Origin of the sequence: Halothiobacillus neapolitanus c2 (genome assembly GCF_000024765.1) — a bacterium.
GTDB lineage: Bacteria > Pseudomonadota > Gammaproteobacteria > Halothiobacillales > Halothiobacillaceae > Halothiobacillus > Halothiobacillus neapolitanus.
This window is the reverse complement of record NC_013422.1, coordinates 1,240,754-1,255,884: the sequence shown is the minus strand read 5'-3', so window position 1 is coordinate 1,255,884 and position 15,131 is coordinate 1,240,754. Positions and strand designations below refer to the sequence as shown.

13 protein-coding genes and 4 tRNA genes are annotated in these 15,131 nt (G+C 50.7%); 11 read left to right on the top strand and 6 right to left on the bottom strand.

Annotation, left to right across the window (positions count from 1 at the left end):
* Positions 1-23: 23 nt before the first annotated feature.
* The 6 genes from HNEAP_RS05810 (at position 24) to grxD (ending at position 7,235) form a co-directional block, all read left to right on the top strand.
* Entirely contained in the window at positions 24-512 is a 489-nt protein-coding gene (locus HNEAP_RS05810; RefSeq protein ID WP_012824026.1) for a CvpA family protein, read from the top strand.
* A 58-nt stretch (positions 513-570) separates the two neighbouring features.
* The gene (purF, locus tag HNEAP_RS05805) at positions 571-2,091 is read left to right on the top strand and encodes an amidophosphoribosyltransferase (protein WP_012824025.1); all 1,521 of its coding nucleotides are present in this window, start codon (positions 571-573) and stop codon (positions 2,089-2,091) included.
* A gap of 151 nt (positions 2,092-2,242) precedes the next feature.
* The gene (locus tag HNEAP_RS05800) at positions 2,243-2,743 is read left to right on the top strand and encodes a L,D-transpeptidase (protein WP_041600778.1); all 501 of its coding nucleotides are present in this window, start codon (positions 2,243-2,245) and stop codon (positions 2,741-2,743) included.
* 107 nt (positions 2,744-2,850) lie between these two features.
* Entirely contained in the window at positions 2,851-4,722 is a 1,872-nt protein-coding gene (gene ilvD, locus HNEAP_RS05795; protein ID WP_012824023.1) for a dihydroxy-acid dehydratase, read from the top strand.
* 557 nt (positions 4,723-5,279) lie between these two features.
* Positions 5,280-6,836 carry a GGDEF domain-containing response regulator gene (locus HNEAP_RS05790; protein ID WP_049772475.1) on the top strand — a complete coding sequence of 519 codons (1,557 nt, stop codon included), beginning with the start codon at positions 5,280-5,282 and terminating at the stop codon, positions 6,834-6,836.
* Positions 6,837-6,896: 60 nt separating this feature from the next.
* Positions 6,897-7,235: a Grx4 family monothiol glutaredoxin gene (grxD, locus tag HNEAP_RS05785; protein ID WP_012824021.1), complete on the top strand. Its 339-nt coding sequence runs from the start codon at positions 6,897-6,899 to the stop codon at positions 7,233-7,235.
* A 43-nt stretch (positions 7,236-7,278) separates the two neighbouring features.
* Here the strand turns inward: grxD and truD are convergent, their stop codons facing one another.
* The 5 genes from truD to HNEAP_RS05760 all read right to left on the bottom strand — a co-directional run bounded on the left by truD (position 7,279) and on the right by HNEAP_RS05760 (position 11,985).
* Complete coding sequence (gene truD, locus HNEAP_RS05780; protein ID WP_012824020.1) at positions 7,279-8,370, bottom strand: tRNA pseudouridine(13) synthase TruD; 1,092 nt, start codon at positions 8,368-8,370, stop codon at positions 7,279-7,281.
* Positions 8,367-9,410 carry a dihydroorotase gene (gene pyrC / locus HNEAP_RS05775; protein ID WP_012824019.1) on the bottom strand — a complete coding sequence of 348 codons (1,044 nt, stop codon included), beginning with the start codon at positions 9,408-9,410 and terminating at the stop codon, positions 8,367-8,369. Before pyrC ends, truD begins: the two co-directional genes overlap by 4 nt.
* Before the next feature lie 37 nt (positions 9,411-9,447).
* Positions 9,448-9,930 carry a DsrE family protein gene (locus HNEAP_RS05770; protein WP_012824018.1) on the bottom strand — a complete coding sequence of 161 codons (483 nt, stop codon included), beginning with the start codon at positions 9,928-9,930 and terminating at the stop codon, positions 9,448-9,450.
* Positions 9,931-9,972: 42 nt separating this feature from the next.
* Positions 9,973-11,532, bottom strand: coding sequence for an ArnT family glycosyltransferase (locus tag HNEAP_RS05765; RefSeq protein ID WP_012824017.1), 1,560 nt, complete (start codon positions 11,530-11,532; stop codon positions 9,973-9,975).
* Between the two features lie 111 nt (positions 11,533-11,643).
* A complete protein-coding gene (locus tag HNEAP_RS05760) occupies positions 11,644-11,985 on the bottom strand; it encodes a PilZ domain-containing protein (protein ID WP_012824016.1) in 342 nt (113 codons plus the stop codon).
* Positions 11,986-12,463: 478 nt separating this feature from the next.
* Between HNEAP_RS05760 and HNEAP_RS05755 the strand changes: the two genes are divergently transcribed.
* From HNEAP_RS05755 to HNEAP_RS05735, 5 genes are all read left to right on the top strand, one after another.
* Entirely contained in the window at positions 12,464-12,973 is a 510-nt protein-coding gene (locus HNEAP_RS05755) for a GlcG/HbpS family heme-binding protein (protein ID WP_012824014.1), read from the top strand.
* A 374-nt stretch (positions 12,974-13,347) separates the two neighbouring features.
* A tRNA-Asn gene (locus tag HNEAP_RS05750) sits at positions 13,348-13,423 on the top strand.
* 1 nt (position 13,424) lies between these two features.
* Positions 13,425-13,501, top strand: a tRNA-Arg gene (locus tag HNEAP_RS05745).
* A 1-nt stretch (position 13,502) separates the two neighbouring features.
* Positions 13,503-13,578, top strand: a tRNA-Glu gene (locus tag HNEAP_RS05740).
* A 53-nt stretch (positions 13,579-13,631) separates the two neighbouring features.
* Positions 13,632-13,707, top strand: a tRNA-Glu gene (locus HNEAP_RS05735).
* Positions 13,708-13,781: 74 nt separating this feature from the next.
* Here the strand turns inward: HNEAP_RS05735 and HNEAP_RS05730 are convergent.
* On the bottom strand, positions 13,782-15,080 hold the full coding sequence (locus HNEAP_RS05730; protein WP_012824013.1) for a sensor domain-containing diguanylate cyclase: 1,299 nt from the start codon (positions 15,078-15,080) through the stop codon (positions 13,782-13,784).
* Positions 15,081-15,131 lie beyond the last annotated feature (51 nt).

Genomic DNA, 15,131 nt, shown 5'->3' with positions numbered 1-15,131 from the left:
TTTTCTGGATGGATAGGTAATTTATGGTTGTTCTTGATTGGGTCATTGTTGGTATCGTACTGGTTTCCACACTGATCTCACTGGTGCGTGGTTTCGTTAAAGAAGTTCTTTCCTTGTTAACTTGGATCGCTGCTTTCGGGATAGCGCTGGGCTTTTCCCAACCTGCCTCCGCCTTTATTCCGCAGGCTGTGGATATCCCATCTGCTCGGGTAGCACTCGCGTTTCTTGCCTTGTTTGTCATAGTGCTGATCATTGGCGGCATCATCAACTGGGCGGTTTCTACCGCAGTCAATAAAACGGGATTAAGTGGTACGGATCGCTCGGTCGGCATGGTTTTTGGTCTGGCTCGGGGTGTTTTCATCATTGCCATTCTGGTTTTGCTCGCACATTTGACCGCCATGCCCAAGGAAACCTGGTGGCAGTCTTCTGTACTTGTTCCGCAATTCCAGATCGTGTCCGACTGGATTCTGGCACTGCTGCCTACCGACATTGCACAACATTTTCAGTCGTAACGAGTTGATTTAACACGTACGACTTGACGCAAAATTTTTCTATCGGGGTTCATCAATCATGTGTGGCATTATCGGTATCGTGGCCAATGGTCCTGTGAATCAGATGTTGTTCGACGGCTTGACGCTGTTGCAGCATCGGGGACAGGATGCTGCGGGCATTCTGACCTGTGAAGCGGATCGGCTTTTCCTGCGTAAAGAGAATGGTCTCGTAAAAGATGTGTTTCACACCCGTCACATGCGACAACTCCAAGGGCACATGGGTATCGGGCATGTGCGGTATCCAACAGCGGGGTGCGATTCATCCGCAGAAGCGCAGCCTTTTTATGTGAACGCACCTTTTGGGATCGCGCTTGGTCACAACGGCAACCTCACCAATGTGGACGAGTTGCGCGCATCGGTGCAAAAGACCGACCACCGGCATATCAACACAAACTCTGATTCAGAGGTTCTGCTGAATGTGTTTGCGCATGAGCTCTCTGCTGTAGCGGGTGATGAGCCCAATGTTGAAGACGTGTTTTCCGCCATCAGTGGTGTACATCGTCGAGCCAAGGGCGCTTATGCCGTTATTGGCCTCATTGCAGGACGTGGAATTTTCGCTTTCCGCGACCCCTTGGGGATTCGACCCGTATGCTACGGCCAGCGCAAGCATGAATCGGGAAAGACCGAATACATGATCGCCTCCGAGTCTGTCGCAATTGAAGCAAGCGACTTTGACTTGGTCCGGGATCTGGCGCCTGGTGAAGCAATCTTCATCAGCCCGGAAGGGGAGGTTAGTTTCAAGCAGTGCGCAACCCATTCGCAATACACCCCGTGTATCTTTGAATTTGTTTATCTAGCCCGTCCGGATTCCATCATCGATGACGTTTCGGTCTACCGTGCTCGGATGCGCATGGGTGAAAAACTGGCAGACAAAATCCTACGTGAATGGCCTAATCACGATATCGACGTCGTGATTCCCATTCCCGACACAAGTCGCACTGCCGCTCTTGAGATTGCATTCAATTTGAACCTCAAATATCGCGAAGGCTTTGTGAAGAATCGTTACATTGCGCGCACATTCATCATGCCGGGACAAGAAATGCGCAAGCGTTCCGTTCGCCAAAAGCTTAACGCGATTGATCTTGAGTTCCGGGGTAAAAACGTCCTGCTTGTCGATGATTCGATCGTGCGCGGCACCACCTCAAGCGAAATTATCCGAATGGCACGTGAAGCAGGGGCAAACAAGGTATATCTGGCCTCGGCAGCGCCGCCCGTGCGGTATCCCAACGTATACGGAATCGACATGCCGACTGCGAACGAGTTTGTTGCTCATGACCGTGACGTCGAGCAAATTCGTGCCGCTATTGGTGCGGATTATTTGATTTATCAAGATCTTGACGATCTGATCGAATCGGTTCGTGCGGGGAATCCTTCATTGAAATCATTCGATTGCTCCTGCTTCACCGGTGAGTACATTACCGGCGATATTGACCAGAATTATCTCGATGTGTTGTCGAGTCGCCGCAGTGATCAATCCAAAAATCCTGCCAGCCAGAAGTCCAGAGATATTGTCGCCGTCGGTTTATACAATGTGCAGTAATCGGTTTAGTCGCGCACTACAACGGGTGCTGCTTGCAGGTTTGCTCCTATTTACTGCCGGCTTCGGCGCACAGGCACAAGCAATGAATCCGAGCACCACAGTTCTCCCCACTTCTGTTGTTACGGCACAAAAACAGGTACATAGCCTGCTGATGAACAGTGGAGCAGGGGATGCACCTTTCATCATTGTTGATGCATCAGATCAAAAGTTATATCTGTTTGAACGCAATCAGCTTAAGTTGAATTTTTCCGTTTCGACCTCTGCTGTCGGTGTCGGTTCGGCAGAGGGCAGCAACCGAACCCCGCTGGGGCTGCATCGAATTGCCGAAAAATTTGGCGATGGCGAACCCATCGGCATGATATTCAAGGCACGCCGGCCAACAGGTCAATTAGCAGACATTCAAACCAAGCCCATCAAGGGCGATGGCGATGATGTGACCACGCGCATCATGTGGCTACAGGGTTTACAGCCTGGCATCAACGAAGGGAAGGGTGTGGACTCGCATGCGCGCTATATTTATATTCATGGTACGCCGGAAGAAGGGTTGATCGGACGCCCCGAATCCCACGGTTGCATTCGTATGAACAACACACAAGTGATTGAATTGTTCAATCAGGTTCCGGTCGGCACACTGGTAGATATTGTTAAGTAAGCTCTGAGTAATTCCATCTCGGAATTTTCAGAGGGCAAAAATCAAAAACGGAATCTTAAATAAAACCAGAGATTCTTTATAAACCCATTCATTCCCAGGAGGAATCCATGCCCGCTTACCGTTCCCGCACGACAACGCATGGTCGCAATATGGCTGGCGCTCGCGCGCTATGGCGCGCCACAGGTATGAAAGAAGGCGATTTCGGCAAACCGATTATTGCCGTTGCCAATTCGTTTACTCAGTTCGTTCCGGGACACGTGCACCTAAAAGATATGGGGCAACTGGTTGCGCGTGAAATTGAAAAAGCAGGCGGTGTTGCCAAAGAATTCAACACAATTGCGGTTGATGACGGGATTGCCATGGGCCACGGCGGCATGTTGTACAGCCTGCCATCACGTGATTTGATCTCAGATTCAGTTGAATACATGGTCAATGCGCACTGCGCCGATGCGCTGGTCTGCATTTCCAATTGTGACAAAATTACACCGGGCATGCTTAATGCGGCATTGCGTCTGAATATTCCCGTTGTCTTTGTCTCGGGTGGCCCGATGGAAGCCGGCAAAACCCGTTTGGCTGGAGAAATAGTCAAACTGGATTTGGTCGATGCCATGGTGCAGGCAGCCGACGATTCAGTGAGCGATGAGGATTTGGACGCTATAGAACGTTCCGCCTGCCCAACCTGCGGTTCTTGTTCTGGGATGTTCACCGCTAACTCTATGAATTGCTTAACAGAAGCTCTGGGGTTATCACTTCCCGGCAATGGCTCAATGCTGGCCACGCATGCGGACAGAATAGAACTGTTCCTGCGGGCAGGGCGCCTGATTGTCGAACTTGCCCGTCGATATTATGAGCAGGATGACGCGTCTGTTTTGCCTCGCTCGATTGCCAGTTTCGGCGCATTCGAGAACGCCATGGCGCTTGATATCGCCATGGGCGGTTCGACGAATACCGTCCTGCACCTGTTGGCGGCTGCACATGAAGCCAAAGTTGAATTCACCATGAGTGATATCGACCGTATGAGCCGTCGAATTCCCAATTTGTGCAAAGTGGCACCCAGTACGCCGCAATATCACATGGAAGATGTGCATCGTGCCGGCGGCGTCATGGGTATTCTTGGTGAGTTGGATCGGGCTGGCTTGCTCAATAGCGATTTGCCAACGGTACATAGTACGAGCATGTCCGCAGCGCTTGACGACTGGGATATCAAACGTTCGTCGGCAAAAGACTCGGTCAAGACGTTTTACTCAGCGGGACCAGCGGGCATTCCTACGCAAACGGCATTCTCCCAGGATACACGTTGGCCCAGTCTGGACGATGATCGTCAAAAAGGCTGTATCCGTAGTATTGAACATGCCTATAGCCGTGAAGGCGGACTTGCCGTCCTGTTCGGAAATATTGCCCGTGATGGCTGCATCGTCAAAACGGCGGGTGTAGACGAATCCATTTGGCAATTCACCGGACGTGCCCGCGTATTCGAATCGCAGGAATCGGCGGTTGAAGCGATTCTCGGAGATCAGGTCGTCGCCGGAGACGTCGTTGTTATCCGTTATGAAGGCCCCAAGGGTGGGCCGGGTATGCAGGAAATGCTGTACCCAACGAGTTACCTCAAGTCCAAAGGGCTTGGAAAGCAATGTGCTTTGCTGACTGACGGACGTTTTTCCGGCGGCACATCCGGCTTGTCGATCGGCCATGCTTCTCCAGAAGCTGCCGCAGGTGGTGACATTGCACTCGTAGAAGAAGGCGATGTTATCGTGATTGATATCCCCAATCGAAGCATCAATGTTGCGCTCGACGAATCTGAATTGGCCGCTCGACGAATAAAAATGCATGAACGCGGCGAACGCGCCTGGCATCCTGTGCAGCGGGATCGGATCGTCAGTCAGGCGCTAAAAGCGTATGCACTGATGACCACATCTGCTGATCGCGGAGCAGTTCGTGACCTCGATCAGATTACAAGCACAGTGCATTCGAATTTCTGAAAGTCAGAGGCGATTGATGGTCTTGTTTAGATTTACTGCAAGCGCAGGAGTTTGAGCACGGCCAGAGGTGCCAAGATGTCGGCTTCCAATCGACGGTAGATACGCACATAAACACCGCAGACTTTTGATGCCTCGGCAAGTGCGAGGCCCGCCTCGAGGAAGCGCAGTGCGTAGATCGAACCGGAGCCATGGAAATCAGGTGTGACAGTTGTGCAGGCCGAATAGCCTGAAACTGTGGCGGTAGCGTCGGGAAGTGCTGTTTATTCAAGCCCTTGCCGCTTAGCGGCGATAAATCCTACTTCGCATAATAGATATTATGTTAAATTTGCTGTCTATCCGTGTGAACATCCTTGTATGGTTTTTATGATCGCCATACTCCCATCCGATATTTCGAAGTAAACTTCACCTCTAACTAAGCAACATGGTTCAGTTAATTCGAACTGAAACCATGTCAAGGATTGGTGACGACAATGGACAACACACATTCATTCGATCATAGAACCTCATCAGAGGGACTGGACGCACAGCCAGTGAATTGGGAACTCGCGGTAGCTTCTATGGAATCCGTACTCTCCCAGTCATCTGCTCATCGCAAAACCCGTCTTGTGGATTTGCTGGTTCAGGCTGAAAACATGCTCATGGATGCGCGTCGAATTCGTCAGCCACAATTGGCAAATGCTTTGGATCGGCTTTTGCACGCCATCCAGCAGGAATTGATTTCGCCCGCAGAGGATTTCAGTCGTCTGATTCGATTGATTCGGCATATTGATCGCATTATCAAGAACATGCTCCTTATTTCTCATAAAGATGCCCTGCCCGTTGCATTGATTATCAGTGCCCAGGAACCTTCTGATGTGTTGAGAGATGCCTTGTCGCGTGCTGGGTTTGCGCCCAGGACAATCAATGCCCAAGTCCTCAATCAGGCTCTCGAGCATGACAAGATCAAAGCGCTCGCTGATGAGGCGGAATTGATCATGCTTCTGGCTCAAGATGATGAATCATTCGCTAATCTGGAGCTCCCGTTTACGTTGCTGGAAAACGAACTTCGGCATAAGACATCGCTTCTGATTTCAAGCAAGGACTCCTTTCAGATTCGTGCTGCATCCGCCAAAGCTGGTGTCTCGCATTTCCTTACAGAGCCGCTTGATGTGAGTCGCCTCAATATGTTATTGCAATCTTCTCGCATTTTGGATGAAGAAAATAAACCGCTCAGAGTGCTGATGGTTGATGACATGGTGACTGCCGGTGTTTATTGGGGAAAGCACTTCCAGAAGCAAAACATAAATTTCCGTTTTGAATCGAAGCCCGAACAGGCTTACCGCAGTGCCGTCGAGATGCAACCGGATATCATCCTGCTTGATCTTTATATGCCGGATATTGATGGAATCGATTTGGCTAAGATTTTCCGAGAGCACCCCCGTTTGCTTGATGTGCCGATTTTATTCATGTCGACCGAGGAAAATGATCGCCGCCGCATGAACGCCAAAATTCAAGGCGGTGACGATTTCCTCAATAAAACGATTGCGATCGACGATCTGCTGAAAATGGTTCGTTATCGGGCTTTGCGCTATCGCCAGTCCATGGCTGAAAAGCGCAGCGACTCTCTGACTGGTTTGCTGAACCACAATGCCATCAAGGATTTGGTCGAGGCTGAGATCGATCGTGCGAACCGCCAGAACCAGCCGTTGTCTGTCGTTTTGATTGATATCGATCATTTCAAAAACGTGAACGATACCTTTGGCCATCAGGCTGGTGACATCGTCATCAGAAAGCTTTCAAATTTGTTGAATACGCGACTGCGACGCTACGATGGTGTCGGGCGGTACGGTGGCGAAGAATTCATGATCACCCTGCCAAACACAGACGAGCAAACTGCCGCCCATTTGATCAATCGGCTTAGAGTGCAATTCGGTCAGTCAGCCATACGTACAGAGAACGGCAGCAATATGTTATGCACGTTCAGTGCCGGTATTGCCAGTTTCCCGCGCTTTTTGGACCTGACATCTTTGATTGAAGCGGCTGATCAGCATTTGTATGTGGCTAAAGCCAATGGTAGAAATCGGGTTGTTTGTAGTGAAGAGGCACTCGGCGCATCTCCTCCCAAGCCCGACTGAATTCGCAATGCCCCCTTCAAGGGTCTACAATGAGTGGAAATTTTTCACACTGAGGTTTCTATGGACGTTCTTGAGCGTATTGACCAATTCGTTAAACAAAATCCGGTTCTTATTTTTATGAAAGGCACGCCGCAGTTTCCCAGTTGTGGTTTCTCGAGCCGAACGGCTGAAGCATTGAAGGCCTGTGATGTTCCATTCGGTTATGTTAATGTATTGGCTGACCCGGAGATATTTGAAAACCTTCCTCGTTACCGCGATTGGCCTACATTTCCACAAGTTTATGTGAATGGCGAACTTATTGGCGGTTGCGACATTACGCTGGAAATGTTCGAACGTGGTGAGCTACAACCTTTGGTTGAAGCTGCCGTTAAGGTCCAAGAAGGCAATCAGCAAGCCTAAAGCGTATAAGACACACCGAATTATGGCGGGGGCTGAGCCCCCGTCAATCTGCCGGTGTCAGATCAATAATTTCCCGAAGCAAAGCTGTCGCATAACTTCCTGATTCCAATGCAAATGACAGATTGAGGATACGGCTGCCCTCCTCTGTCTTTTCTTCACACTGCAAATTGGTTATCGGTGCCATTAGAGCGCGTCGATCATGTTCAACCCGCCAGTCGCGCAGGTGATTCGACCAATTCTCCGAGCCGTAGCTCGTTAAAACTTCTTCTACGATTCGGGTTTCCTCAGTCTTAATATCTCCAAAGGCGGGACTCGGTCCTTCACCCCAGAGCGGCCCCGTAAGCCAAATATCTTTGGTATCAATTCTTTGCTGTGTGTTGTTCAACTCTTCCTCGACAACTAAAAACCAACTATTTGTGCCCGCAAGACGGGCCAGATCGCCAGGTTTAGCGGTGGCTTCAGTGTTTTGGGACAGACGATCGGACAAGACCCGGTTGAAGATTTCAGCTCTGAGCGTCGATATGCCCCAGTTTCGATCAGCGCGACTAATTGAACGGGCGTTCGATAATCGTCCCAGCTTTTCGAGCAAGGCATAGTTGCTTCCCGCATGCCCGAACCGCTGCTCGGCAAAGTAATTGGGAAAACCCTGCGACTCTAACCTTTCAATTCGTTGCCGAAGTTCTGGGTCATGCCCTATGACATCGCGAATCGTAACAGTGAAGCGGTTACCCCGATGACTACCCCGACGCAGCTTCTTGCGATGCAGGTTCCAGCGAAGCACTTTTACGTGATCGGGTAATGCATCGATCCAATCCGGAGGGTTCTCTAATGAATGCGATGGCATCAAAGGCAGACTGACCCACTGGGATGTGACCGCGAGTTTGTCCTTCATGCCGCAAAAGCCGATGTCTCTTTCTGCCACACCGGATAATTTGGACAGTAGCCCCAGCATCTGCCCCGTGGTGATTCCCGTTTTCTCGACCAGAAACAGACCGTGGGCACCTTCTCCGTCCGGTTCAAACCCGAGGATTTCATCCACGCGGAAGTCTGATGGAGATTGTTTCAACTGCCCTTGCAGAATGGGCGGAGCGCCGTGATACAACAACTGATCCAGTGGCCCGGGGTTGGCACTCATTCGAGCAGCTCAAATTGCCAGGCAATCGACTCACCCGCGCGTAACGGCACAAGGTGCTGATTGTCCTCTACAGGGAAGCTGTCGGGCACTTGTGTGGTGGTTCGCGTCAGCCGTACTCGTTTTTCATTGATAGGCAGCCGGTAAAAACGCGGGCCGTTCAAGCTGGTAAAGGCCTCTAGTTGATCTAACTTGCCAACCTCATCAAATGCCTCGGCATATAACTCTAATGCGGCGTAGCCGGTAAATGCGCCAGCACAACCACAGGCGGATTCTTTGCTTGATTGGGTGTGTGGCGCCGTATCGGTACCCATGAAGAATTTTGGATGACCCGACGTGGCGGCATTCAGCAGGGATTGACGATGCGTTTCACGCTTGAGAATGGGCAAGCAGTAATAGTGTGGCCGGATGCCGCCGACAAGCATGGCATTGCGGTTGTACAGCAAATGATGTGCTGTGATGGTGGCAGCGACCCGCTCCGATTGGCTCATGACGAACTCGACCGCCTGCGTTGTCGTGATGTGCTCCATTACCAGTCGCAAATCTGGGAAGCGATTCAGAATGGGCGTGAGTACACGGTCAATAAATACCGCTTCACGATCGAAAATATCGATGTTCGGATCAACCACTTCGCCATGAACCAGCAAGGGCAAACCGGAACGAGCCAATTCGCCCAACAGGTGATCGATGCTTAAGGGATCACGCACGCCTCGATCCGAGTTGGTTGTCGCGCCTGCCGGATACAATTTTACGGCATGGATATGTGGGTTGGCCGCTGCGGCGGCCAGCTCTTCAACCGTTGTCTGTTCGGTGAGGTAAAGCGTCATCAACGGCTCGAATGCTATGCCTTCTGGAATGGCCGCAAGTATGCGGTCTCGATAGGCCATGGCCTCGGCAACTGTTGTCACTGGTGGGACCAGGTTGGGCATGATGATCGCCCGGTGGCATTGTTTTGCTGTAAATGGTGCGACGGCTTTAAGCATGGCGCCATCGCGCAGATGCACATGCCAATCGTCCGGTTGGCGGATCACAATTTCATTCATAAGGGAGCTTCGGTCTTAAAGATAACAAGGGGGCTTTTTACCATGCAATGTACGCCCAGCCTTGTTCTTGATACTCCATTAGTGCAGCGGCACCGACCTGACGAACCTTAGCGAAGGAGCGCATATCGCTATCCTTGTAGCCGACGGTGTGCATGGTGTTGCCACAGGCTACAAATTGCACGCCATAGTTTTCTGCGAAGCCCTGAACCCGTTCGTAAATCAGCTTGTCCACCGGGCGTTTCGGGTCTTTGGCCAGAATGTGGATGCCCTTGGAAAAGGCAACGACAGCCAGTTGGATATTGCCGCCAAACTCCGTGAGCAGCGCGCTCATGGAGTTGAGGATATGGGTTTGGTACTCGGCATCATCGTGATTAAATTGGAAGACAAGATGGTGCTGGGGCTTGTCTCCGGGGAATCTCAATTCATCAGCCGCCTGAGCGCTTTTCACGCCCAGAGCCAATGAACTGGCGCCTGCCATCGCCGCAATAAACTGGCGACGATTTTTTAGAATATCCGACATGATGACACTCCTGATATTTTATTCTGACTTGTGTTTTTAATCTTAGCGCATTCGAACCAAGGCCACACCGCCCTGTTCAAAAAGCACCTTTGCATTCGGCAATTGGGCCAAATCGACAACCCGCGTTAATACCAAATCGCCCTCCTCAGGCCGATGGCGTTTAAGAATCTTGCCCGCATAAACGCCAAAACTTGGGGTGTTCATCTTGTACATAACGGCGTCGCCGGGAAGATCCCGTGCAATTAACCCGGCTGTACGGATCGGGCCTTGTTGCAATGAGGCCACGATGGGTAAAAGTTGTGCATTGGCAATCCATGAAAAAGAAAGCGCTAGTGGAATCATGATGGCAGCAGCTGTCTTGCGCTTCTGAAAGACCATCGCGATCGATAAAAGTAGAAACACGCCCAATGGTAGATACCAGGACCAGCCAAAATATTGCGCCCTATCTGCCAGCATGTCCCGAACATAAGGTGGATTGATTTTGTTAAAGAACACGTCAAGCAGCGAAGGCAGTGCCAGCAAAAGTACAAAAAACAACCAGGCAGGCAAAGCATGTGCCCAGCGATTGTGAATCGTAGGGAAATAAACAGCCATGATCATGATCAAGCCGATCAGTCCGTAATTGAGGTAATGAGGCAGTTTGGTTCCTGAAAAGGAAAATATAATCAGAACAAACAAAAACCATATCCAGCCAAATCGGATTAGTGCGCTCTGATCGTTTTCCGGCTTGCCCCACACGTGGCGTAAATCACCTACCGAGTGCCGAATGGCCACCACAACCAGACTGGTGAACGGAAGCAGCGCAATGAACGTAACGACCGGGTAGTACCAGAAACCACCGGAATGCCCTTCCATGGGCGCGCTGAATCGACCCACATTGTTTTTAAGGAAAAATCCATTGATGAACGCCTGCCCTTCCCTCATGTATTCAAGCACATACCAAGGCAAGGCGACCAGCAGGAAGATGACAAGACCGCGCCAGTCGAGCACCGCGCGCCACCAGGACGACCATTTGCCGGTAGAAACGTAGAACAGAAGACTTACCGCGCCGGGTATAACCACCGCGACGGGCCCTTTGGTCAAAAAGCCCAGCGCCATGGCAAAGTAGGCCCAGCGTATATAGACAGCGCGTTCGGTTTGCCAATGGCGAAAAATCGCGAACATGGCCCACGTGATGAATAGGATCAAAACAGCATCCGCAATAGCTGCTTTGCCAACCACCGTTGTCATCAGGCTTGTAGATGCAATAAGTGCTGCAAAGAAAGCCTTTTGCGAATCAGTCACTTCTTCCATGAAACGATAGATTAAATATACCCACGCCGTAGAAGCCAATGCAGACGGAAGGCGGAAGGCAAATTCGTTAAAACCGAATAAATACGTGGGGATAGCTTGAAGCCAGTAGATCAGAATGGGTTTGTCGAACCGTGGAACCGAATTGAGGTAAGGCGTGATGAAATCATGCCGCAAAAACATTTCACGTGTGGCCGTGGTGAATGCGCCCTCATCAAGATCGAATAACGGCATGGACCAAATATAGCCATAGAATCCGATGAAAACGGCCAAGCCTAGTATGAGAAAATGTGCGTAACGATTTTGGGTCATTAGGTTTTGTATCGTCGATTAAGGCTCAATATAAGCTCCTATACAAGCGCAAGGCCCATCAATCGACATGCCCCGTGAAAGCATCTAGGCACTGAACCGGCCGAAGTGTGGTTATATCGTGGCTGTCGGCGTGTCCTTGTCCAATGCGCCTGCCAAGTAAGTTTCGATCTTCGCACGCGTCTGCCCTTTGTCCATCGGGCTGAACTGTACGCCGATTCCGGCCGTTTTGCCGCCTTGGGCACCATCGGGGGTTAGCCATACGACCTTAACCGCCAATGCTATCCGCTCGGGACTCCCCATCATCGTCAGTGTTAAAAACAGCTCTTTTCCTAGCTCATGCTGTGTGTAGCCGGGGATAAACAGGCCACCATTTTTAATGAACGGCATGTAAGAACGGTACAACGTATCCTTATCGGGAATGTTGTGGTGAATCATGCCTCCGCCAAGTGCCATCCTTTTCTCACCTCGTATTAGCTTGAAAGACTCAATCGCAGCATTCTAACAGCAACTTGAAACGGAAATTTAGCCAATTTTCATCCCGAGTGCCTAACCTGTAATCCAAACACAATCGCGTAGCATGGCGGTTGCATCTGAAGAGATCAGATCAGTTCCCTTCCCTCTCGTTCGTACACGACTATTTCGCACTTGCTCTCATCAGTAATTTGCTGGTGATATGAAATGCATTTACGAGTGCTTTCAAACAGTACAAAGCTCAATTATGTGCATGGACACTAAATACAAACGGAATTTGAAAATCATGATCATTTTTGCTTTATTCGTCTGCCGACAATACAGTGATCTGTGTTCTAACAGGAAGATGTGGCATCCGTGCTTGGAGGCGGTGGGAATCATTCTCGCCTGCAAAGCAATTGGACGAGATGAATTGGAAATAGTGAATCGATAACAAGTCCAGAATCGTTGAGGAGTTCCCATGAAATCATCATTAAATAAGCAACTGTCCGCTGTTGGTTTGAGCCTGGCGCTGGGGGTGTTCGCATCGACCAGTATGGCCGCTGATGAACCGCCGGCGATCAACATTAAACGTTTGTCGATGGAAATGGCTTTGAAGGCTGCCGAGGGAGCTATTCATGAGTGCCGCGCCAAGGGCATCCAGATCGGTGTAACGGTCATGGACCGCAGCGGAAACCCTCAGGTTGTTTTGCGGGATGTGCTGGCACCCGATCTCACACTGACGATCTCTCGAATGAAGGCTTACACAGCAATTTCCTTCACATCGGCCACTTCCGCCCTGGGTGATCGTGGCGATGGTGCCCTTGGGCGCGTTCCAGGACTATTCTTCGGAGCGGGCGGCGTCCCGATCGAGGCCGGTGGTCAGGTTTACGGGTCCATCGGGGTATCTGGCGCCCCTTCCGGCAAAACAGACGAAGAATGCGCGCGTGCTGGTGCCAAAGTGGTTGAGTCTGAGCTTGAATTGATGTGAGCCGCAACAGACTAGGGAACCTCTGATTGAATCCCTCGTGAGCCAAGTTGCTGATCCAAAAGCCGCAAAACGAGGCAGAGGCCGAAGGTCGTAGTTTACGCTACGATGCCAAGGCCGATAACGAAGTGTTGCGTCTTTTGGGCAGCAACCCTCGTGGGACGGGCTTTTGAGGGCGATTCGCTGTGTTGCGCCGCTCACGAATGGAATAACCATTCGTTTCGCGCCGCGCCTTGCGACTCATCCCTCAAAAGCCCGTCTCGGCCACGAAGGATTCAATCAGAGGTTCCCTAGGCTTGGGGGTAAAAAAGATGATTTTTAGTCTTGACGACACCACCCTTCATCTTTAATATGCCGCTCCACGTTGCAAGACGTTTTCCCTGATAGCTCAGTTGGTAGAGCAAATGACTGTTAATCATTGGGTCGCAGGTTCGAGTCCTGCTCAGGGAGCCAAGCGCCCGTAGCTCAGTTGGATAGAGTATCTGGCTACGAACCAGAGGGTCGGAGGTTCGAATCCTTCCGGGCGCACCATGTCCCCATCGTCTAGAGGCCTAGGACATCGCCCTTTCACGGCGGTAACCGGGGTTCGAATCCCCGTGGGGACGCCAATTCCTGCTTTTCGTTTCATGCCTCACGAAACGAAAAACTTTTGCCTGCTTATGTCCCCATCGTCTAGAGGCCTAGGACATCGCCCTTTCACGGCGGTAACCGGGGTTCGAATCCCCGTGGGGACGCCAATTTCTGTCTAATAGTGTTGATACAAAACCATCCTCCGTGATGGTTTTTTTAATCGACAGTCTTTCTCGAGTGCCTAGATGTGAGATTCGACGCGATTCCTGCCTAGGCGCTTAGCAAGATAAACCGCCTTATCTGCTGCGGCGATCAATTCGAGTAAATGGGTTGCCTCTTCTGGATAGTGCGCGATGCCAATACTCACAGTGACACACTCCCCTTCAATACCTGGTTGCCATTCCTGGTTCACAAATGCTTGGCGAATATTCTCGGCCCTTTCTCTGGCTTCTGCCAGAGCGGTTCCCGGCAAGGCAACAAGGAACTCTTCTCCACCCCATCGAAAGGCCACGGCATCATCGGGGAGTGATTTGAGTATAAGCGAACCGGTTATTCGAAGAACTTCATCTCCTTCTAGGTGGCCGTACCGGTCATTGATTCGTTTGAAAAAGTCCAAATCAATAACCAGCAAAGACAGTTCTACCTTGGCGTTAGGTTGCCGCTTTACCGTCTTGTTGAATGTCTCAATCAAAAGCTCCATTCCTCGCCGACGATTAAAGAGCCCGGTCAAAGAGTCTCTTTCTGCTTCCTTTTGAAGCGTGACTTCGATCGTTTTATAGTCTGTTACATCGTTGATAAAGCCGACAACGCGTGCCGGTTCGCCGCTGGGAAGAAAGTCGGTGACGACCCCGTGATCCTCTACCCACAAGTAGAAACCATTTCGGTTACGCAAGCGGTAGGTGGCGACAAATTGGCTTCTGCGGCCGGTCAAATGCTCCTCGAGTGCACCGAAAACGATGGGAAGATCATCGGGATGTACGTTGTCCTTCCAGGTGGAAAGAACCGGTTCCATCTCGTCTGGTCCATAACCGAGAAAGCGTTTGAGATTTGGGCTGAAATACAGTGAATCATCGGATACATGCCAATCCCAGACACCATCGGCCAGGTCGTACAGTACTGACCAATCCTGCCCATTCAGACTGCCAGAATGCCGTTTGCTGATATCTCTTGCCACGGAAATAAACCATTCCCGCCCCTGATATACAACTGCCTCTGTATTGACCTCAACCGGAAGCGACGAGCCGTCCGCGCGGCGATGATGACCTTGAAAACGGTATACACGGTTTTGCCGTATGACATCGGCAATTTCTGTCCATGCGGGCAAACCGCGCACATCCATCTGGAGTGACAAAACAGAGTGATTGAGCACTTGTTCCCGAGTTAGATAGAGGTCTTCGTATGCATGCAGGTTGCAATCCAGAATGTTCGAGGTGACCGGATCAATTAGATAGATTGCATCAGGGATCGCATCGAACAAACCGCGCTCAATTGCAGGTTTTCCTTCTGATTGAACGGTAATATCAGACCGATCTGAATACATGAACAATTCCATTTAAAAAAAAGACCATGTACAGGATACCGTTACATGGTC